This is a genomic window from Pseudomonas sp. GGS8 (assembly GCF_024168645.1).
GTDB lineage: Bacteria > Pseudomonadota > Gammaproteobacteria > Pseudomonadales > Pseudomonadaceae > Aquipseudomonas.
The window spans coordinates 754,598-774,371 of sequence record NZ_JALJWF010000001.1; the positions used below are offsets into that span (position 1 = coordinate 754,598).

The window sequence follows — 19,774 nt, forward strand, 5'->3', positions numbered from 1 at the left end:
ACATCTATCCTGTGGGAGCCGGGCTTGCCCGCGATGAAGGCGACTCGGTCTACCCGAATCGCCGCAACTGCTTATTCCAACGCCGCTGCCGGCCCGAAGAACTCGTAACGGCTTTGCTTCTCCGGCACCCCCAAGGCCTTGAGGTGACGCTTGATCGCCGCCATGAAGCCTTTAGGCCCCAGGAAATAAGCATCCACGTCGCGCTGCTGCGGCAACCACTCGCCGAGTTGCTCCTGGCTCAACAGGCCAACCTTGTCCGCCGCCGGGCTGACACCATCATCTTCGGCGTAGCAATAGAAACGCTTGAGCTGCGGATGACGCTCAGCCAGCCCGTCGATCCAGTCGCGGAAGGCATGAACGCTGCCGTTGCGCGCGCAGTGGATAAAATGCACCGGCCGCTCGGTTGCCAGCGCCGCTTCGAGCATCGCCAGCGTCGGGGTGATGCCGACGCCGCCACTGATCAGCACCAACGGTTTGTCGCTGGCGGTCAGGGTGAAGTCGCCGGCTGGCGGGAACAGCATGATGCTCGCGCCGACGTGCAATTGATCGTGCAAATGGTTGGAAGCGCGGCCACCGGTTTCGCGCTTGACGCTGATGCGGTACTGGCCCTTGTTCGCCAGCGCCGACAGCGAATAGTTACGCCGGATTTCCTCTCCCTCGAGGATCAGTTTCATGCCGATGTACTGACCGGGCTCGGCCGCGAGAATCGGGCCTTTGTCGGCTGGCTCGAAGTAGAACGAGGTGATTTCCGCGCTTTCCTCGACCTTGGCCGCCACGATGAATTCCCGTGCACCGCGCCAGCCGCCCGGTGCCTGGGCTTTCTGGTCGTAGATGCTGGCTTCGGCACCGATCAGGATCTCGGCCAGTTGGTTATAGGCCGCGCCCCAGGCGCTCATCACTTCAGGCGTGGCAATTTCGTCGCCCAGCACTTCAGAGATGGCTCGCAACAGGCAGCTGCCCACGATCGGATAATGTTCCGGAAGAATTTGCAGGGCCACGTGCTTGTTGATGATTTTCGCCACCAGATCGCCCAACTGATCAAGCTGGTCGATGTGCCGCGCGTACATCAATACACCGTTGGCCAAGGCGCGAGGCTGATCGCCGCTGGCCTGGTGGGCCTGGTTGAACAGCGGGCGGACTTCCGGGTATTCGGAGAGCATCATGCGGTAGAAGTGAGTGATCAACGCTTCGCCACCGCTTTCCAGCAACGGCACGGTGGATTTGACGATGGCACGGTCTTGAACGCTAAGCATAAGAGCAACTCCTGGGCTTTATATGAATACCCTTTGCTTATCAGTTTCCATGCCAACAATTAAAACCTTACAAATCAAACAGTTAAAAACACAGTAGTCATATCGACACCAGAGACTTTATAGTCACACCGACTACACGGAGTCATTATGACTGCAAAATTATTGCTCACGACCCTGCTGCCCCTGGTCTCCGACCTGTCCCGCGAACTGCCCGAAGGCGAGCGCTATCGGCGCCTGCTCGAAGCCATGCGCGCCCTGCTCCCTTGCGACGCCGCCGCCCTGCTGCGACTCGACGGTGAATGGCTGGTGCCGCTGGCTGTGGACGGGTTGAGCACCGACACCCTCGGCCGACGTTTCAAGATCAGCGAACACCCGCGCTTCGAAGTGCTGCTCAGCAGCCCCGGCCCGACCCGCTTCGCCGCCGACAGCGACTTGCCCGATCCGTATGACGGCCTGGTCGATGGTCTGCACGAGCACCTGGAAGTTCACGATTGCATGGGCTGCCCGCTGTTTATCGACGAGCGTCCGTGGGGTTTGCTGACCCTCGACGCGCTTGACCCTGAGCGCTTCGAACCGATCGAACTGGACGCCTTGCAAGCCTTCGCCAGCCTCGCCGCCGCCACAGTCAACGCCGCCGAGCGCATCGAACGGCTGGCCAGTCGCGCCGAAGACGAACATCAGCGCGCCGAGGTATACCGTCAGGCCAGCGGCCAGCAGAACCGTGAAATGATCGGCCAGAGCAAGACTTACAAACGACTGGTGGAAGAGATCAACCTGGTCGGCGGCAGTGATCTTACGGTGCTGATTACCGGCGAAACCGGGGTCGGCAAAGAGCTGGTGGCGCAGGCTATCCACGCCGCGTCGCCCCGGGCCGACAAACCGATCATCAGCCTCAACTGCGCCGCCCTGCCGGACACGCTGGTGGAGAGCGAACTGTTCGGTCATGTGCGCGGTGCTTTCACCGGGGCGACGAACGATCGGCGCGGCAAGTTCGAACTGGCCAATGGCGGCACGTTGTTTCTCGATGAAGTGGGCGAACTGTCGCTGGCGGTGCAGGCCAAATTGCTCAGGGTGCTGCAGAGTGGGCAATTGCAGCGCCTGGGCTCAGACAAGGAACATCAGGTCGACGTGCGATTGATCGCAGCGACCAACCGCGACCTGGCCGAAGAAGTGCGCAGCGGTCGCTACCGTGCCGACTTCTATCATCGCCTGAGCGTGTACCCGCTGCTGGTGCCCGCTTTACGAGATCGCGGTCGGGATGTGCTGCTGCTTAGCGGCTACTTCCTGGAGCAAAACCGCTCACGCATGGGCCTCAATAGCCTGCGCCTGACCAGCGATGCCCAAGCGGCATTGTTGGCGTATGGTTGGCCGGGGAATGTGCGGGAGCTGGAGCACTTGATTGGCCGCAGTGCGTTGAAGGCGCTGGGTAATTGCACGCAACGGCCGAAGATTCTCAGCTTGAGCGCGGCGGATCTGGATTTGCCCAATGGCGGCGTTGTACCCGCGCCAGAACCGGTGGATGCTGCGCCAGCGGCTGTGTTGGTTCCGGGGGATTTGCGTGAAGCCACCGAGCACTATCAACGCCAACTGATCAGTGCTTGCCTGGAACGGCACCAGCATAACTGGGCCAGCGCGGCGCGGGAGTTGGGCCTGGATCGGGCGAACCTGGGGCGGATGGCGAAGCGGTTGGGCATGAAATGACGCGGTTATTATGTTGGGCGGAATCTTTGTGGCGAGGGGGCTTGCCCCCGTTGGAGTGCGAAGCGCTCCCCGCTTTTTCCAGCTAGAGCTTCATCGCTGGTTTCACGACCGCTTCGCGGTCGAACGGGGGCAAGCCCCCTCGCCACAGGCAAGCTCTCTCGCCACAAGGGTCACCGTTTGGCTGGCAATGGGCATTTCCCCTAAAGCCAGCCCCCAACAAGTCGATAACCCGGCATCGATAGCTGTTGGCGATGTTTATAATCGCCCATCACCTTTCCACAGAAGGTTTTTATGTCCTCCAACAAAGCCCGCGCAGATTCACTTTCGCTTCTGCTGTTTACCTTGCGCAGCGGCAAGCTGATGGCGATCAACCTGCTGAAAGTCAGCGAAATCATCCCCTGCCCGCCGCTGACCAGGCTGCCGGAGTCGCACCCTCACGTCAAAGGCATCGCCACCCTGCGCGGCGCGTCGTTGTCAGTGATCGACCTGAGCCGCGCCATCGGTGAACGACCATTGGAAGACCCGAACGGTGGCTGCCTGATCGTCACCGACGTCAGCCGTTCCAAACAGGGCCTGCACGTTCAGGCGGTGAGCAAGATCGTCCACTGCCTGACCACCGACATCCGCCCACCACCCTTCGGCTCCGGCGGCGTGCGCTCGTACATCACCGGCGTGACCTCGGTCGACGGCACGCTGGTGCAAGTGCTGGACATCGAAAAGGTCATCCACGGCATTGCACCGGCGCAGATCGAAATGGCCCCGACCGAACTGAGCATGGAAGAGGCTGAAGTACTGGGCAATGCGCGAATTCTGGTGGTCGATGACAGCCAGGTCGCCCTGCAACAATCGGTGCACACCCTGCGCAACCTCGGCCTGCAATGCCACACCGCGCGCAGCGCCAAGGAAGCCATCGACTGCCTGCTGGACCTGCAAGGCACCGCCCAGCAGATCAACCTGATCGTCTCGGACATCGAAATGTCGGAGATGGACGGCTATGCCTTCACCCGCACCTTGCGCGAAACCCCGGACTTCTCGCACCTCTACGTGTTGCTGCACACGTCGCTGGACAGCGCGATGAACAGCGAGAAGGCTCGACTGGCCGGGGCCAACGGGGTACTGACCAAGTTCTCCTCGCCAGAACTGACCAAGTGCCTGATCGAGGCGGCCAGGGTCGTCGCCGAACAAGGTCACTGAGTGTTGGCCGAGGACTTTTGCTTTCTGATGCGGCGCAACCTCGCCGAGGGTGTGCCGCTTTTTACTTGGCCAAATGGCATTGAGCTGACCGAATACCGCCCCGAACTCGCCGAAGCCGTTCATCACTTGATGGAACTGGGTTATCGGGATGGCGGCGGCCGCGTACCGGCGCTGAAAATCTGGCAACAGCGGTTTGAAACCGATCCCGAATACGATCCGGCCTTGTGCTTCATCGCTCTGGATGCCGAAGGCATCGTCGGCGTCGCCCAGTGCTGGACCAGTGCCTATATCAAGGATTTGGTGGTGCATCCGCGCGCTCAAGGCGTTGGACTTGGCCGTGCGCTGCTGCTTCATGCTTTCAAGGTGTTTGCGCAGCGCCGCGAAGGATTTGTGGATTTGAAGGTGCGGGAAGACAACCTTCGGGCGCAGCGTTTGTACGAAAGCGCCGGGATGTATGTGGTCCGGCGGGAGTTGATTCCAATCTGACACACCGTCATCGCGAGCAGGCTCGCTCCCACAGGATGTCACCGTCCATGTGGGAGCGAGCCTGCTCGCGATGGGGCTGAAATATTCAACCTCAAACCATCAGGCATACTCACATCTTGGCCAACACCAGCCCAAGGATGCCTGATCATGAAAGCCACCACCCTGACCTTCCTCTGTCTCACCACCCTCGCCACCCAGGCCTACGCCTCCAGCCCCGACGCCTGGGCTGCCTTCGACAAAGCCGTGCTCGCCAGTTGCACCAAGGCCAGCGGCCTGAAAAACCCCCAACCCGTCGGCAACCCCGCGCAGTTCGATGACCGGGTCGGTTATACCGCGCTCCTGCTGCAAGGCCAGTACCCGCAAAAACACATGAAAGGCCAGCAAGGCACCGAGCTGTGCCTCTACAACAAAAAAAGCAAAACCGCCTACGTCACCGAATGGGACTCCATCCGTCCAACGGCAAAAGCGCAGTGACTGGCGCATAACTTGCTTCGGCACTGGCCTTTGCGGTGCTTTCTGTCGCCGTTTCAAGCCCTTACAGGTCACTGGCCGTTCAATGAATACACCGTTTTCCTGCGTAGGTTGTGGCAAATGCTGCAACGACCACCATGTTCCCCTGACACTGGCCGAAGCCCGCATGTGGGCGGCCGATGGCGGCCAGGTGATCGTGCTGGTGGAAGCCTTTCTCGCCAATGGCCTGGGCCTGCCAACACAACAACGCGAACACGCCGAACGCCGTTCGATGCTGGTTCGTAGCGGCACCTGCGAGGCGCACGTGGCGATCACCTTTGCCGCCTATAACGTCGGTCCTTGCCGGAATCTTGACGAAAACAACCTCTGCCGTATTTACGAACGCCGACCGCTGGTGTGCCGTATCTATCCGATGGAAATCAACCCGCACATCCCGCTCAACCCGGCGGTAAAGGAATGCCCGCCCGAGTCATGGGACAAAGGCCCGGATCTGATTGTTGGCGGTGAACTGGTCGATCAGGAACTGGCGGGATTGATCCAGCGCTCCCGCCAAGCGGATCGTGATGAGATTCAGGCCAAAGATGCGATATGCGCGCTATTGGGAATTCGGACGACAGCGCTGAAGGGCGATGGGTTTACCGCTTATCTGCCGGACATGACCGCGTTTGCCATGATTATCGATCAGGTGGCGCAGCAATCGCCGGCGGGCTCGGGCAGTGAATGGGTGTTTCATGTGTCTGGCGATGACATCGCCGGGCAAGTGCTGGCCGCCGGGGCGCAGGTTGCGACTGAAGCGCCGCTGAACTATGCGTTTATTTCGTTGCGGGCGGCCTGAGCCAGAGGGTGTGTTGTAGGTGAAGGCCTCATCGCGAGCAGGCTCGCTCCCACCTTGAATCTTCATGACACAGATGTTGTGTACGACGAAAATCCATTGTGGGAGCGAGCCTGCTCGCGATGACGGCAGATCAGGCACCAGAGTTAGAAGCTCAGCGCTTACCCATCGAACGACGAGTGCCGGGAGGCGCTGCGCCGGGGGTCTTGGTGTGGCCGTTCTTGGCGCCATTCTTGTACCAAGGCTGACTGGCACTCTTCGCGGCGGCCAGTTCGCCCGGCTTGAACGGAAACTTGAACGCCGGGATCGCCGCTTTGGTTTCGCTGTCGGCGCTGGAGTCGACGCTGTCGGGCAGGTCTGCCTGATCGTCGCGCAAAGCGTCGGCAACCGGCGGTTGTGTCGGGGAAGTCATGAAAGCTCCGGGTGATGCTAAAGAGTCGGGCCCGGTAGGCGAGCCGCGAAAGGCGGCAGTATACCTGTGTCGAGGGCTGCAAGCTGCAGCGGGTCATGCGGGTTTTATGCTGACTGACCAACCGCCATCGCGAGCAGGCTCGCTCCCACCGTTGATCGGTGTCGTACACAAAATCCCCGTACGACGATAGCCCTGTGGGAGCGGTGTGCACTCGTCCCTCACCACTCATTAGCTCGCCTGCCGCTTTTGATCACGGGAATCAGCAGCAACCCAAAGAGGTCAAAACTGACAGCGCCGTCAGTTACCAGTCACGCTCCTGACCGGCGAACAGGTTTATAAAGGAAGGTATAAACCTGATAAAACCAGACCACTCAGCCCGGCGCCTCACTCGCATGCGAATTCAGAAAAAAACCGCCCTGCTCGCCGCCCTTCTGATCGCCCTGACAGCGACGGGCGTTTGGTACGCCACCAAACCCGTCACCGCCAAACTGGCCGCCCCCACCGCCATTCCCGTGCGGGTGGTCAGCGTTGTTGAAAAAGACGTGCCCCGTTACGTCAGCGGCATCGGCTCGGTGCTGTCCTTGCACAGCGTGGTCGTACGCCCGCAAATCGACGGCATCCTCACCAAACTGTTAGTCAAGGAAGGCCAACTGGTGAACCAGGGCGACCTGCTGGCCACCATCGATGACCGCTCGATCCGCGCCAGCCTCGATCAGGCCCGGGCGCAACTGGGCGAAAGCCAGGCGCAACTGCAAGTGGCCCAGGTCAACCTCAAACGCTACAAACTGCTGAGTGTCGACGACGGCGTGTCCAAGCAGACGTACGACCAGCAACAAGCCCTGGTCAATCAACTCAAAGCCACCGCCCAAGGCAATCAGGCCTCGATCGACGCTGCTCTGGTGCAGCTTTCCTATACACAGATTCGCTCCCCGGTCACCGGCCGCGTTGGTATTCGCACGGTGGACGAAGGCAACTTCCTACGCATGACCGACACCCAAGGCCTGTTCACGGTGACTCAGATCGACCCGATCGCCGTGGAGTTTTCCCTGCCGCAGCAAATGCTGCCGACCCTGCAAGGCCTGATCAACGATCCACAGCACACGCCAGTCAAGGCTTACATCGGTGCCGACACCGACGGCGAAACCAGCAACCTGCTGGGCGAAGGCCACCTGACCCTGATCGACAACCAGATCAACGCCAACACCGGCACCATCCGCGCCAAGGCCGAATTCGCCAACCCCACACAGAAACTCTGGCCGGGCCTGCTGGTGACGGTAAAGATTCAGACAGCACTGGATAAAAACGCGCTGGTGGTGCCGCCCACCGTCGTACAACGCGGGCTCGATCAACATTTCGTCTACCGGGTCAATGGCGACAAGGTCGAAGCCGTCCAGGTGCAGATGGTCTATCAAGGCAGCGGCCAGGACATCCTCAAAGGCGTTAAACCGGGCGATGTGCTGGTCAGCGACGGCCAATCGAGGCTCAAACCCGGCTCGACGGTTCAGGTACTGAGCGAGCCATCGCAAGTGGTCCAGTCAGAGCCAAAACCATGAAGGGCCACGGTTCGATTTCCGCGTGGTGCATCGATCATCCGGTGGCGACGGTCCTGCTGACCTTCGCCCTTATATTGCTCGGCGTCATCGCCTTCCCGCGACTGTCGATTGCGCCACTGCCGGAAGCGGAATTCCCGACCATTCAGGTGGCCGCGCAGCTGCCCGGCGCCAACCCGGAGACCATGGCCTCGTCGGTGGCCACGCCGCTGGAAGTGCAATTCAGCGCCATCCCCGGCGTGACCCAGATGACCTCAAGCAGCGCCTTGGGCTCGACCATCCTGACCCTGCAATTCACCCTCGACAAAAGCATCGACACCGCCGCCCAGGAAGTCCAGGCCGCAATCAACACCGCCGCCGGCAAACTGCCCAAAGACATGCCGAACCTGCCGACGTGGAGGAAGGTCAATCCGGCCGACAGCCCAGTGCTGATTCTCAGCATCAATTCACCGCAAATGCCCGGCACCGAACTCAGCGATCTGGTGGAAACCCTGCTCGCCCGTCAGATCAGCCAGATCGACGGTGTAGGCCAAGTCAATATCACCGGTCAGCAACGTCCGGCGATTCGCGTGCAGGCCTCGGCGGACAAACTCGCCGCCATTGGCCTGACCCTGGCGGACATTCGCCTGGCGATCCAGCAAACCAGCCTCAACCAGGCCAAAGGTGCGTTGTACGGCGAGTCGAGCATTTCGACCCTGTCCACCAACGACCAGTTGTTCCACCCCGAGGATTACAGCCAACTCATCGTTTCCTACAAGAACGGTGCTCCGGTTCATCTCAAGGACGTGGCCAAAGTGGTCAACGGTTCGGAAGATGCCTACATCCAGGCCTGGGCTGATGGCCAGCCGGGGGTGAACCTGGTAATTTTCCGGCAACCGGGGGCCAACATTGTCGAGACCGTTGATCGCATTCAAGCGGCCCTGCCCACGCTGAATGCCATGTTGCCGGCCTCGGTGCAGGTCAAGGTGTTGATCGACCGTACCCAGACCATCCGCGCCTCGCTGCATGAAGTGGAAGTCACCCTGCTGATCGCGATCCTGCTGGTGGTGGCGGTGATGGCGCTGTTCCTGCGGCAACTGTCGGCGACCCTGATCGTGACAGCGGTGCTCGGTGTGTCGCTGACTGCCAGTTTCGCCCTGATGTACATCATGGGCTTCAGCCTGAATAACCTGACGCTGGTGGCGATCGTGGTGTCCGTCGGGTTTGTGGTCGACGATGCGATTGTGGTGGTGGAAAACATTCACCGGCACCTGGAGGCCGGCGACGGCATGCGCGAGGCGGCGATCAAAGGCGCCGGCGAGATCGGTTTTACCGTGGTCTCGATCAGTTTCTCGCTGGTGGCGGCGTTCATTCCACTGCTGTTCATGGGCGGCGTGGTCGGGCGGCTGTTCAAGGAGTTCGCCTTGACCGCGACCTCGACCATCATGATTTCGGTGGTGGTGTCCCTGACGCTGGCGCCGACCTTGGCCGCGCTATTTATGCGCGCGCCGGTGCATCACGCTCATGGCAAACCGGGTTTCGGCGAACGTTTGCTGGCGTGGTACGAGAAAGGCCTGCGCCACGCCCTCGCCCATCAGAAATTGATGCTCGGTGTGTTTGGCTTGTCCCTCAGCCTGGCGGTCGCGGGATATATTTTCATTCCGAAGGGTTTCTTCCCCGTGCAAGACACCGGTTTCGTCCTCGGCACCACTGAAGCAGCTGCGGACATTTCCTACGGCGACATGGTGAAAAAGCACTTGGCGATGGCCGAAATCGTCGCCGCCGACCCTGCCGTCGAAACGTTCTCCCACTCGGTTGGCGTTTCGGGCAGCAACCAGACCATCGCCAACGGCCGTTTCTGGATTTCGCTGAAAAAACGCGGCGACCGCGATGTGTCCGCCAGCCAGTTCATCGACCGGATTCGCCCGCAACTGATGAAAGTCCCGGGTATCGTGCTGTACCTGCGCGCCGGGCAAGACATCAACCTCAGTTCCGGCCCGAGCCGCGCCCAGTACCAATATGTGCTCAAGAGCAACGACGGCGCCCTCCTGAGTACCTGGACCCAGCGCCTGACAGAAAAACTGCGCAGCAACCCGGCGTTCCGTGACATTTCCAACGACTTGCAACTGGGCGGCAGCATCACCCACATCAGCATCGACCGTAGCGCCGCGGCGCGTTTCGGCCTGACCGCCAGCGATGTCGACGAAGCGTTGTACGACGCCTTCGGTCAACGGCAGATCAACGAATTCCAGACCCAGACCAATCAATACAACGTGATTCTGGAACTGGACACCAAACAGCGCGGCAAGGCCGAAAGCCTCAACTATTTCTACCTGCGCTCGCCTCTGAGCGGGGAAATGGTGCCGCTGTCGGCCCTGGCGAAATTCGATGCGCCGACCATCGGCCCGTTGTCCATCGCTCACGACGGGATGTTCCCGGCGGCCAACCTGTCGTTCAACCTGGCGCCCGGCGTGGCGTTGGGTGATGCGGTAATCATGCTCAACCAGGCCAAGGCTGAAATCGGTATGCCAGCGGCCATCAGCGGTAACTTCCAGGGCGCGGCCCAGGCGTTCCAGAGTTCGCTGGCCAGCCAGCCGTGGCTGATTCTGGCGGCGCTAGTGGCGGTGTACATCATTCTCGGCGTGCTGTACGAAAGCTTCGTGCATCCGCTGACGATCATTTCGACCCTGCCTTCGGCGGGGCTCGGGGCGGTGATCATGCTGTGGATCTGCGGCCAGGACTTTTCGATCATGGCGCTGATCGGGCTGGTTCTGCTGATCGGTATCGTCAAGAAGAACGGTATTCTGATGATCGACTTCGCGCTGGATGCCCAGCGCAACCGTGGCCTGTCACCGCTAGAGGCGATCCATGAGGCCTGCCTCACACGGTTCCGGCCGATCATCATGACCACGCTTGCCGCCCTGCTCGGTGCCTTGCCGTTGATGCTCGGCTACGGCACCGGCGCCGAACTGCGCCAACCATTAGGCATCGCAGTGGTTGGCGGTTTGCTGGTGAGCCAGGCGCTGACGCTGTTCACCACGCCGGTCATATACTTGTGGCTTGAGCGGATATTCCATAGACCCACACCAGCACAGCAGCCGGTGCTGGCGACCACAGACTGAGGCGGGGTCATGCGCGTTCTGATTATCGAAGACGAGGAAAAAACCGCGGACTATCTGCACCGAGGTCTGACGGAACAGGGCTACACCGTGGACGTGGCCCGCGATGGTATCGAAGGCCTGCACCTGGCGCTGGAAAGCGAGTACGCGGTGATTGTCCTCGACGTCATGCTGCCGGGCCTGGACGGTTTCGGCGTGCTGCGGGCCTTGCGTGCGCGCAAGCAAACCCCGGTGATCATGCTCACCGCTCGCGAGCGGGTGGAAGACCGCATCAAAGGCCTGCGCGATGGCGCCGACGACTACCTTGGCAAACCGTTTTCCTTCCTCGAACTGGTGGCGCGCCTGCAAGCGCTGACCCGTCGCAGCGGCGGTCATGAACCGGTGCAAGTGAGCATCGCCGACCTGTGGATAGATTTGATCAGCCGCAAGGCCACCCGCGCCGGCACCCGCCTGGACCTGACCGCCAAGGAGTTCTCGCTGCTCAGTGTGCTGGCGCGGCGACAAGGGGAAATCCTCTCGAAAACCGCCATCGCCGAAATGGTCTGGGACATCAATTTCGACAGCGACGCCAACGTGGTCGAAGTCGCGATCAAACGCCTGCGGGCCAAGCTCGACGGGCCGTTCGACGAAAAACTGCTGCACACCATTCGTGGCATGGGTTATGTGCTGGAGAGCCGTGGTGTCCAGTAACTCCATCGCGCTGCGCCTGAGCGGCATGTTTACGCTGGTGGCGCTGCTGGTGTTTCTGCTGATCGGCGGCGCCCTGTATCAACAGGTCGACAAGGGCTTGGGCCTGCTGCCCGAAGCCGAACTCGACGCCCGCTACAGCGTGCTCGAATCGGCGCTCAACCGTTACGGCACGCCCGAGCATTGGGTGAAAATCAACGCCAAGCTCAAGCTGCTGAGCGAAGAAGACAAACGCATTCGCTTTTGGGTGGTCAGCGGAAATCCCGGTTATGAATATGGCCAACCCGACGCGTCGATCCGCGCGTTCGCCCAGGGCCCGTTGGGCATGCGCGACATGGTATTGCCCGACCATCCGTACCCGCTGAAAGTGCTGCTAACCGAGTTGCCGGCCAAGGACCAGCGCCCACCGCTGCGCTTCATGATCGGCATCGACACCGAAACCTTTTACGAGACGCAGCACCACTTGCTGATCGCCCTGATCAGCCTGGCGATCATTGGTGTATTGCTGGCTTCGCTGCTCGGTTATTGGGTGGCGCGGATCGGCCTCAAGCCGCTGATCAAATTGTCCCAGGAAGCCCAGCGCCTGGCGCCACCACGGCTGTCCGGGCGCCTGCAACTGTCGCCATTGCCACCGGAACTCGATCAGTTCGTCAGCTCGTTCAACGCCACGCTGGAACGGGTCGAACAGGCTTACTCGCGGCTGGAATCGTTCAACGCCGACGTGGCCCATGAACTGCGCTCGCCGCTGACCAACCTGATCGGCCAGACCCAGGTTGCGCTGACACGCGGGCGTTCAGCCGAACACTATTTCGAAGTGCTGCAATCGAACCTCGAAGAGCTCGAACGACTGCGCTCGATCATCAATGACATGCTGTTCCTTGCCAGCGCCGACCAGGGCAGCAAGGCCACTCAACTGACGTCCACCTCGCTGGCTGATGAAGTGGCGACGACGCTGGAATACCTGGATTTCATTCTTGAGGATGCGCAGGTTCAGGTCGAGGTCAGTGGCGACGCGCAGGTGCGAATAGAGATTGCTCACCTGCGCCGGGCGTTGATCAATTTGCTGAGCAACGCAGTGCAGCATACAGCGCCTGGGCAAGTGATTCAGGTGCGGATCGAAGTCGAGGAGCATCAGGTGAGCATCGGGGTCGCCAACCCGGGGTCACCGATTGCCAGTGAGCATTTACCGCGCCTGTTCGAACGGTTCTACCGGGTCGATGCATCACGCAGTAACAGTGGCAACAACCATGGCCTGGGGTTGGCGATCGTCAAGGCGATTGCGCTGATGCATGGCGGGGATGTGTTTGTGCGCAGTGATCATGGGATGAACACCTTCGGCATTCACCTCCCGGTTTGATCGCACAGGATGTCTTTCTCCGCTCAAAGACTGTTACTTTTACCGCAATAGTCCTTTCAACAATCTGGTCTTTTTCCCCTCGCCCAAGCCCCTTATCGTTGCCCCATCAAACAGCACTTGCCAAGCAAGAAGGTTTCAAGATGTCCAACAGCATGGGTATTGCCAGCGCTTTCGTTTTGTCCTCTTTGTTACTGTCTCCGTTCGCCATGGCTGAAGAATCACAGACATTCGTGGTGCAAAATGCCGAACGCGCCAAGGCCTACGAACAGTATCAAAGCGAGCTGACAGCCAAGGCCCAAGAGTCTGTGCAACCCCCTCAAGCATCGAGCACTCAAGCTCAACCGCGGGTTGAGAAAGACAGCTGATCCGTACATATCGCTCTGTTTCCCTCGACACTTTTCATCGGCTCTTCCCTTTGAAAAGTTGTCTTCAAAGCCGCTGCTATCAGCGGCTTTTCTTCGTTATGGGTCAGGACACGGATGAATACCGGGTAATTGTCGACTACCCGCTGAATGTCTTCTAAGCTTCAATTAGCAAAAGGCCAGCATGTTTTGCTGGCCTTTTTTGTATCCGGGATTTATACAGACGCGCTGGACGCGACCGGTTTCTGGGACTCTGCCCGATTCTTGTAAAAGCACTTTCATAACGCCTTATTTGCAGAAGTCAGAACCATGAGTGTGAACAGTGCGAAATCCCGTGATCCGATCTATTCGACACGCTCGGAGCGGCTTCTGGTTCTCAGTAGTGTGTTGTTGGTGATTGCAATACTGAGCATCGTCGCGTTCCTGCTGATCCGCGAACGCGCCAATGCCGAATTGTCCGCCGCTCGCGCCGCCAACAATATCGTGCAATTGATCGACGCCGACGTGCTGCGCAATGTCGAACTCTATGACGTGTCTCTGTTGGGTTTGATCGCTGCTTCCCAGCGGGAAGACCTCAAGAACGTTTCCCCAACCATTCGCCACCTTGCCTATTTCGACCGCGCCACTGCCGCGCCGTACAAGGGCAACATTTTATTGCTCGACAACAAGGGCGACGTCATCACCGACTCGGCCTCGGTGGAGCCCAGGCAGGGCAACTATGCCGATCGCGAATACTTCCAGTCTCACGTGAACAACCCGGACCCGGGCATGTTCATCAGTCGCCCCTACAGAGCCAGGTCGCCCGAACAGGATTGGCGTATCAGTTTCAGCCGACGGATGAACGGCCCCCAGGGCGAGTTCCTCGGTGTGGCCGAAGCCGCCATGCGGTTGAGTTATTTCGATCAGTTGTTCAACAGTTTGAGCATCGGCCGCGACAGCACGGTCAATCTGATCAGCAAGGACGGGACTCTTCTGGCTCAGCAACCCCGTCTGGCCGAAGAACTGATCGGCAAGAACTTCAGTAATCGCCCCAATTTTCAGCGCATCGTCAAAGAAGGCAACGGCAGCTTCACCGGCATGTCCAGTCGATACAAGGACGAGCGCTTGTACACCTTCTCCAAGGTCGGGAATTTGCCGTTGATTGTCATCGTTGCGCTGTCCAGCGATGAAGTCTTTGCGGCCTGGAAGCGCACCGCGGTGGTGGTCATTTCTGCGACCATTGCCCTGTGCGCGAGCCTGCTGTGGCTGACCTGGTTGCTCTGCCGGGAGCTGCGTCGGCGCCAAGGTGCCGAACAGGAACTGGCACAACTGGCCGCCACCGACCCCTTGACCGGTCTGGCCAATCGCCGAAGTCTGGATCAGGCCCTGCACCATGAGTGGTTCCGTGCCCAACGCTCCGGTCAGCCGTTGTCACTGCTGATGATCGATATCGATCACTTCAAGGCGTTCAATGATCGCCACGGCCACCAGGCCGGCGATGATGCCTTGCGCTCGGTGGCCAAGGTGATCGACACCCATGTTCGCCGGCCGGCAGACCTGGTCGCCCGGTATGGTGGCGAGGAATTTTCGGTGATCCTGGCTGAAACCGACAGCGCCGGCGCACGACAGATTGCCGAAAAAATCCGTATAGCGGTGGAGCAATTGCCGTTGGTGGGGGGTGATGCGTCGCCAATTACTGTCAGTATTGGTATCAGTACCTGGACGACGGCAACCGACATCAGCCTGGAACAGTTGCTGTTTGCGGCGGACAAGGCGCTGTATCAGGCCAAGGAAAACGGGCGGAACCGGGTGGTCGTTGCGCAGTGAAATCTGCGGTGTGACGGCTGGTCCCATTGCGGGCTTGCCCACGAAGGCGCCAGATCAGGCACCCCATTCTTTCCCGCAGGCATAAAAAAAGGCCACCCGAAGGTAGCCTTTAAAAACTAGAGAGGTTTTTGCTTACACGGCCGCAACAGGACGCATGTAAGAGATCGGTGCAGTGCTGGCGTCTTCGAAAGTCACGACTTCCCAAGCATCTGTCTGCTCAATCAACTTGCGCAGCAGCTGGTTGTTCAATGCATGTCCGGACTTGAAGCCCTTGAACTCACCAATCAGGCTATTGCCCAGCAGGTAGAGGTCACCAATTGCATCGAGGATCTTGTGCTTCACGAACTCGTCTTCATAGCGAAGGCCGTCTTCGTTCAGTACACCATCCGCGTCGACCACAATAGCGTTTTCAACGCTGCCGCCGAGTGCGAGGTTGTGCTTGCGCAGGTACTCGATGTCACTCATGAAACCAAAGGTACGGGCGCGGCTAACTTCTTTTACGAACGAAGTGCTGGAAAAATCCACGCTTGCACTTTGTGTGCGGTCACGGAAAACCGGGTGATCGAAATCGATCTCGAAGCTCACTTTGAAACCTTCGAAAGGGACGAAAGTGGCGCGCTTGTCGCCGTCTTCCACTGTCACTTCCCGCAGGATCCGGATGAACTTCTTGGCGGCGTCCTGCTCTTCCAGGCCGGCCGATTGAATCAGGAATACGAAGGGTCCAGCGCTACCATCCATGATCGGGACTTCGGACGCGGAGAGCTCGACGTAGGCGTTATCGATGCCCAGGCCAGCCATGGCCGAGAGCAGGTGCTCCACCGTGTCCACTTTGACGTCACCGTTAACAAGCGTGGTCGACATAGTGGTTTCGCCAACGTTTTCCGCGCGGGCAGGAATCTGCACCACAGGGTCGAGGTCAGCACGACAAAACACAATGCCGGTGTCGACAGGCGCTGGCTTGAGGGTCAGATAGACCTTCTCCCCGGAGTGCAGGCCGACACCTGTGGCACGGATAATATTCTTCAGGGTGCGTTGTTTAATCATGGCATGGGCCGCTTCAGCGCAAATTGCGAACTGGTATCAACAAAGGCTGGCGATGATAGCAGACCAGACCTTTGCTGAACACCAATCACCCTAATACCCCTGATACATTTCATCAATCGGCCTGACGACGCAGGAAAGCCGGGATGTCCAGGTAGTCCAGATCATCTTGCGGGTTCATCTTCGCGGCAGTCGCAGCACCGGCCTGAGCCTGGTTGCGCATGACGGTCGGACGGTCCAGGTCACGGTAGTTCACCGCAGGCTGTTCCTGACGAACAGGGGCTTGTTGTTGTGGCTGGGAAGCCATCGAGGTGTGAACGGTGTTGTCGATGACCTTCACAGGCTTCTCGATTTTAGCGCCCAAACCGGTAGCAACCACAGTCACGTGGAGCTCGTCGCGCATGTCCGGATCGATAACGGTACCGACCTTGACCATCGCGTGCTCGGAAGCAAAGGCTTCGATGATGCTACCCACGTCCGAGTACTCACCCAGAGACAGGTCAGGACCGGCGGTGATGTTCACCAGGATGCCGCGTGCACCTTGCAGGTTCACGTCTTCGAGCAGCGGGTTGCGAATGGCCGCTTCGGTGGCCTCGCGCGCACGGTTCGGACCGCTGGCGCAGCCAGTGCCCATCATCGCCATGCCCATTTCGCTCATCACGGTACGTACGTCGGCGAAGTCGACGTTGATCATGCCCGGACGCTTGATGATGTCGGAGATACCCCGAACGGCACCGGCCAGTACATCATCGGCCTTGGCGAAAGCCGACAAGAGGCTTGCGTCTTTACCGAGGATGGTCAGCAGCTTCTCGTTGGGAATGGTGATCAACGAGTCGACGCTTTCAGACAGCAGACGGATACCTTCGTCGGCGATCTGCATACGCTTGCGGCCTTCGAACGGGAACGGACGAGTCACCACCGCAACGGTGAGGATCCCCATTTCCTTGGCCACTTCGGCGATGATCGGCGCAGCACCGGTACCGGTACCGCCGCCCATGCCGGTGGTGATGAACACCATGTTGGTGCCCTGCAGGACTTCGGCAATGCGCTCACGGTCTTCCAGAGCGGCCTGACGACCCACTTCAGGGTTGGCGCCAGCGCCCAGACCTTTGGTCACGCCAGTGCCCAGTTGCAGGATGGTCCGCGCGCCGATGCTTTTCAGCGCCTGGGCATCAGTGTTGGCGCAGATGAATTCAACGCCTTCAATGTTGCTCTTGACCATGTGATTGACAGCGTTGCCGCCGCCTCCGCCAACACCGATAACTTTAATAACCGGGCTTGCGGGGATGTTGTCTACGAGTTCGAACATTTTCCCTCTCCTTACATTCTCTAGTTTTTTCGCCTACTGCTTTTGAAGCGGTGTTGCGGTAAAGCTTTAGAAATTGCCTTGTACCCAGCTCTTGATGCGATCGAGCAGAGCGGCTTTCGGTTCGTCGTTGCTATAGCTGTCGCGGCTGCCGATGCCCGAGAACGAAATCCCGTCGGACTGCTTCTGCAGGCCGTACATCAACAAACCAACGCCGGTGGAATAGATCGGGTTGCGAACCACGTCGTCCAGGCCCTTGACGCCATGGGGCACGCCCAGGCGAACCGGCATGTGGAAGATCTCTTCGGCCAGTTCGACCGCGCCTTCCATCTTCGACGTACCGCCGGTCAGCACGATGCCGGCCGGGATCAGGTCTTCGTAGCCGCTGCGACGCAGTTCGGCCTGGATCAGCGTGAACAGCTCGTCGTAGCGCGGCTCGACCACTTCGGCCAGGGCCTGGCGGGACAGTTCGCGCGGTGGACGGTCGCCGACACTCGGCACCTTGATGGTTTCGCCGGCACCGGCCAGTTTGGCCAGGGCGCAGGCGTAGCGAATCTTGATTTCTTCGGCGTACTGGGTCGGGGTGCGCAACGCCATGGCGATGTCGTTGGTCACCTGGTCGCCCGCAATAGGGATCACCGCGGTATGGCGGATCGCGCCTTCGGTGAAGATCGCGATGTCGGTGGTGCCGCCACCGATGTCCACCAGGCACACGCCCAGTTCTTTCTCGTCGTCGGTCAGCACCGAATACGCCGAGGCCAGTTGCTCGAGAATGATGTCGTCGATTTCCAGGCCGCAGCGGCGCACGCATTTTTCAATGTTCTGTGCGGCGTTGACGGCGCAGGTAACCACGTGAACCTTGGCTTCCAGACGCACGCCGGACATGCCCAGGGGCTCGCGAACGCCTTCCTGGTTATCGATCACGTAATCCTGCGGCAGGGTGTGCAGCACGCGCTGGTCAGCCGGGATTGCCACAGCCTGGGCGGCGTCGAGGACGCGTTCAAGGTCGGCGGAGCTGACTTCGCGATCACGAATCGCCACGATACCGTGGGAGTTCAGGCTGCGGATGTGATTGCCGGCCACGCCGACGAACGCCGAGTGGATCCGGCAACCGGCCATCAGCTGCGCTTCTTCGATAGCGCGCTGGATCGACTGAACGGTGGACTCGATGTTCACCACTACGCCTTTTTTCAGGCCGCGGGACGGATGTGTACCGATCCCGACGATTTCGAGCGTGCCGTCGTCCGCAACCTCGCCGACCAGCGCCACCACCTTGGAGGTGCCGATATCGAGACCGACGATCATTTTGCCGCTTTGCACGTTTGCCATGGGTCCTGCCTCTTCTTAATTCTTTGCGACAGCGGGTTGGGCTGTCGTCGGCGCTACAGGTTCCCGCCAGCCAACAGCAAGGCCGTTGGCGTAGCGCAGATCGATGCGCGCAATGTTCGTAATCTGCTCTTTGAGCGTCTTGTCATAGATGGCAATGAAGCGGCGCATCTTTTCCACCAGGTTGCCGCGTCCCAGCAGCAGTTCGATTCCCGGACCCGCGCTGCCGGCGCCGGTGGTCAGGAACCAGCTGCCTCGTTCACGCAACTCCAGGCGTGCAATCGAGAAGCCCAATGGCCTGAGCATCTGGCTCAGCACCTGGTATTGCTGCATCACTTGCTGCTGGGCCCGCTGCGGGCCGAACAGCTGTGGCAAGTGTTCGTAGTTCGCCAGCTCGCGCGGGGTGAACGCCTGTCCCTGGTTGTTCAACAGCGACTCATCGCCCCAACGGGCCACCGGCAGTTGTTCTTCCAGACGAATCACTACCTGATCCGGCCACACCCTGCGCACTTCGGCGTGGGCAATCCATGGCATCTGTTCAAGCTCGGTGCGCATGCTCGCCAGGTCGATGGTGAAGAAGCTCGACGCCACGTACGGGGCGATCCGCTGCTGCACGGCTTGCTGGCTGATGTAACTCAAATCGCCCTGCACGGCGATTTTGGTGATCGGCCGGTCGGCGTACGGCAGCAAACGCTGTGCGCCTTCATAAGTACCGAACCCCAACGCCACCAGCAGCACGGGCCAGAACAGGCTTTTCAGAAAACCGAAGTTGGCTTTCGGCAGACGCACGGACATCGGCTCTTTGGCCACCATTCGGCTGGCACCCCGCGGCACCGGCTTGCGGCCGGGTGGTGCGGAGGGCTGATGTCTCAGCTGTGCGCCTTGCATGGTC

At 59.9% G+C, this 19,774-nt stretch carries 17 protein-coding genes; 11 read left to right on the plus strand and 6 right to left on the minus strand.

Annotated elements, in window-relative coordinates; translation table 11 throughout:
* Nucleotides 1-71 precede the first annotated feature (71 nt).
* The gene (gene hmpA, locus J3D54_RS03325) at nt 72-1,253 is read right to left on the minus strand and encodes an NO-inducible flavohemoprotein (RefSeq protein ID WP_253416688.1); all 1,182 of its coding nucleotides are present in this window, start codon (nt 1,251-1,253) and stop codon (nt 72-74) included.
* Nucleotides 1,254-1,400: 147 nt separating this feature from the next.
* Between hmpA and norR the strand changes: the two genes are divergently transcribed.
* From norR to J3D54_RS03350, 5 genes are all read left to right on the plus strand, one after another.
* On the plus strand, nt 1,401-2,954 hold the full coding sequence (norR, locus tag J3D54_RS03330; protein ID WP_253416689.1) for a nitric oxide reductase transcriptional regulator NorR: 1,554 nt from the start codon (nt 1,401-1,403) through the stop codon (nt 2,952-2,954).
* Between the two features lie 291 nt (nt 2,955-3,245).
* Nucleotides 3,246-4,148, plus strand: coding sequence for a chemotaxis protein CheV (locus tag J3D54_RS03335; protein WP_253416690.1), 903 nt, complete (start codon nt 3,246-3,248; stop codon nt 4,146-4,148).
* A gap of 27 nt (nt 4,149-4,175) precedes the next feature.
* A complete protein-coding gene (locus J3D54_RS03340; RefSeq protein WP_253416691.1) occupies nt 4,176-4,634 on the plus strand; it encodes an N-acetyltransferase in 459 nt (152 codons plus the stop codon).
* Between the two features lie 147 nt (nt 4,635-4,781).
* Entirely contained in the window at nt 4,782-5,108 is a 327-nt protein-coding gene (locus tag J3D54_RS03345) for a hypothetical protein (RefSeq protein WP_253416692.1), read from the plus strand.
* A gap of 82 nt (nt 5,109-5,190) precedes the next feature.
* Nucleotides 5,191-5,940, plus strand: coding sequence for a YkgJ family cysteine cluster protein (locus tag J3D54_RS03350; RefSeq protein WP_253416693.1), 750 nt, complete (start codon nt 5,191-5,193; stop codon nt 5,938-5,940).
* 151 nt (nt 5,941-6,091) lie between these two features.
* Here J3D54_RS03350 and J3D54_RS03355 read toward each other — a convergent pair whose 3' ends face one another.
* Nucleotides 6,092-6,349 (minus strand): hypothetical protein, encoded by a 258-nt coding sequence (locus J3D54_RS03355; RefSeq protein ID WP_018930146.1) that lies wholly within the window; start codon nt 6,347-6,349, stop codon nt 6,092-6,094.
* Between the two features lie 392 nt (nt 6,350-6,741).
* Here J3D54_RS03355 and J3D54_RS03360 point away from each other — a divergent pair, with 392 nt between their 5' ends.
* The 6 genes from J3D54_RS03360 to J3D54_RS03385 all read left to right on the plus strand — a co-directional run bounded on the left by J3D54_RS03360 (nt 6,742) and on the right by J3D54_RS03385 (nt 15,209).
* Nucleotides 6,742-7,902: an efflux RND transporter periplasmic adaptor subunit gene (locus J3D54_RS03360; RefSeq protein ID WP_253416694.1), complete on the plus strand. Its 1,161-nt coding sequence runs from the start codon at nt 6,742-6,744 to the stop codon at nt 7,900-7,902.
* Nucleotides 7,899-11,000 carry a multidrug efflux RND transporter permease subunit gene (locus tag J3D54_RS03365; RefSeq protein WP_253416695.1) on the plus strand — a complete coding sequence of 1,034 codons (3,102 nt, stop codon included), beginning with the start codon at nt 7,899-7,901 and terminating at the stop codon, nt 10,998-11,000. Before J3D54_RS03360 ends, J3D54_RS03365 begins: the two co-directional genes overlap by 4 nt.
* 9 nt (nt 11,001-11,009) lie before the next feature.
* Nucleotides 11,010-11,687 (plus strand): heavy metal response regulator transcription factor, encoded by a 678-nt coding sequence (locus J3D54_RS03370; protein ID WP_253416696.1) that lies wholly within the window; start codon nt 11,010-11,012, stop codon nt 11,685-11,687.
* Complete coding sequence (locus J3D54_RS03375; protein ID WP_253416697.1) at nt 11,677-13,041, plus strand: heavy metal sensor histidine kinase; 1,365 nt, start codon at nt 11,677-11,679, stop codon at nt 13,039-13,041. Before J3D54_RS03370 ends, J3D54_RS03375 begins: the two co-directional genes overlap by 11 nt.
* 140 nt (nt 13,042-13,181) lie before the next feature.
* Nucleotides 13,182-13,406: a hypothetical protein gene (locus J3D54_RS03380; protein WP_253416698.1), complete on the plus strand. Its 225-nt coding sequence runs from the start codon at nt 13,182-13,184 to the stop codon at nt 13,404-13,406.
* A 306-nt stretch (nt 13,407-13,712) separates the two neighbouring features.
* Nucleotides 13,713-15,209, plus strand: a complete 1,497-nt coding sequence (locus tag J3D54_RS03385; protein ID WP_253416699.1) for a sensor domain-containing diguanylate cyclase — start codon at nt 13,713-13,715, stop codon at nt 15,207-15,209.
* Between the two features lie 132 nt (nt 15,210-15,341).
* On the opposite strand, the gene lpxC is transcribed toward J3D54_RS03385, so the two are convergent.
* From lpxC to J3D54_RS03405, 4 genes are all read right to left on the minus strand, one after another.
* Nucleotides 15,342-16,253, minus strand: coding sequence for a UDP-3-O-acyl-N-acetylglucosamine deacetylase (gene lpxC, locus J3D54_RS03390; RefSeq protein WP_007939852.1), 912 nt, complete (start codon nt 16,251-16,253; stop codon nt 15,342-15,344).
* Nucleotides 16,254-16,365: 112 nt separating this feature from the next.
* The gene (gene ftsZ, locus J3D54_RS03395) at nt 16,366-17,559 is read right to left on the minus strand and encodes a cell division protein FtsZ (protein WP_007904318.1); all 1,194 of its coding nucleotides are present in this window, start codon (nt 17,557-17,559) and stop codon (nt 16,366-16,368) included.
* Between the two features lie 66 nt (nt 17,560-17,625).
* Nucleotides 17,626-18,885 (minus strand): cell division protein FtsA, encoded by a 1,260-nt coding sequence (gene ftsA, locus J3D54_RS03400; protein ID WP_007939849.1) that lies wholly within the window; start codon nt 18,883-18,885, stop codon nt 17,626-17,628.
* A gap of 15 nt (nt 18,886-18,900) precedes the next feature.
* On the minus strand, nt 18,901-19,770 hold the full coding sequence (locus J3D54_RS03405) for a cell division protein FtsQ/DivIB (protein WP_007939848.1): 870 nt from the start codon (nt 19,768-19,770) through the stop codon (nt 18,901-18,903).
* Nucleotides 19,771-19,774: the final 4 nt, after the last annotated feature.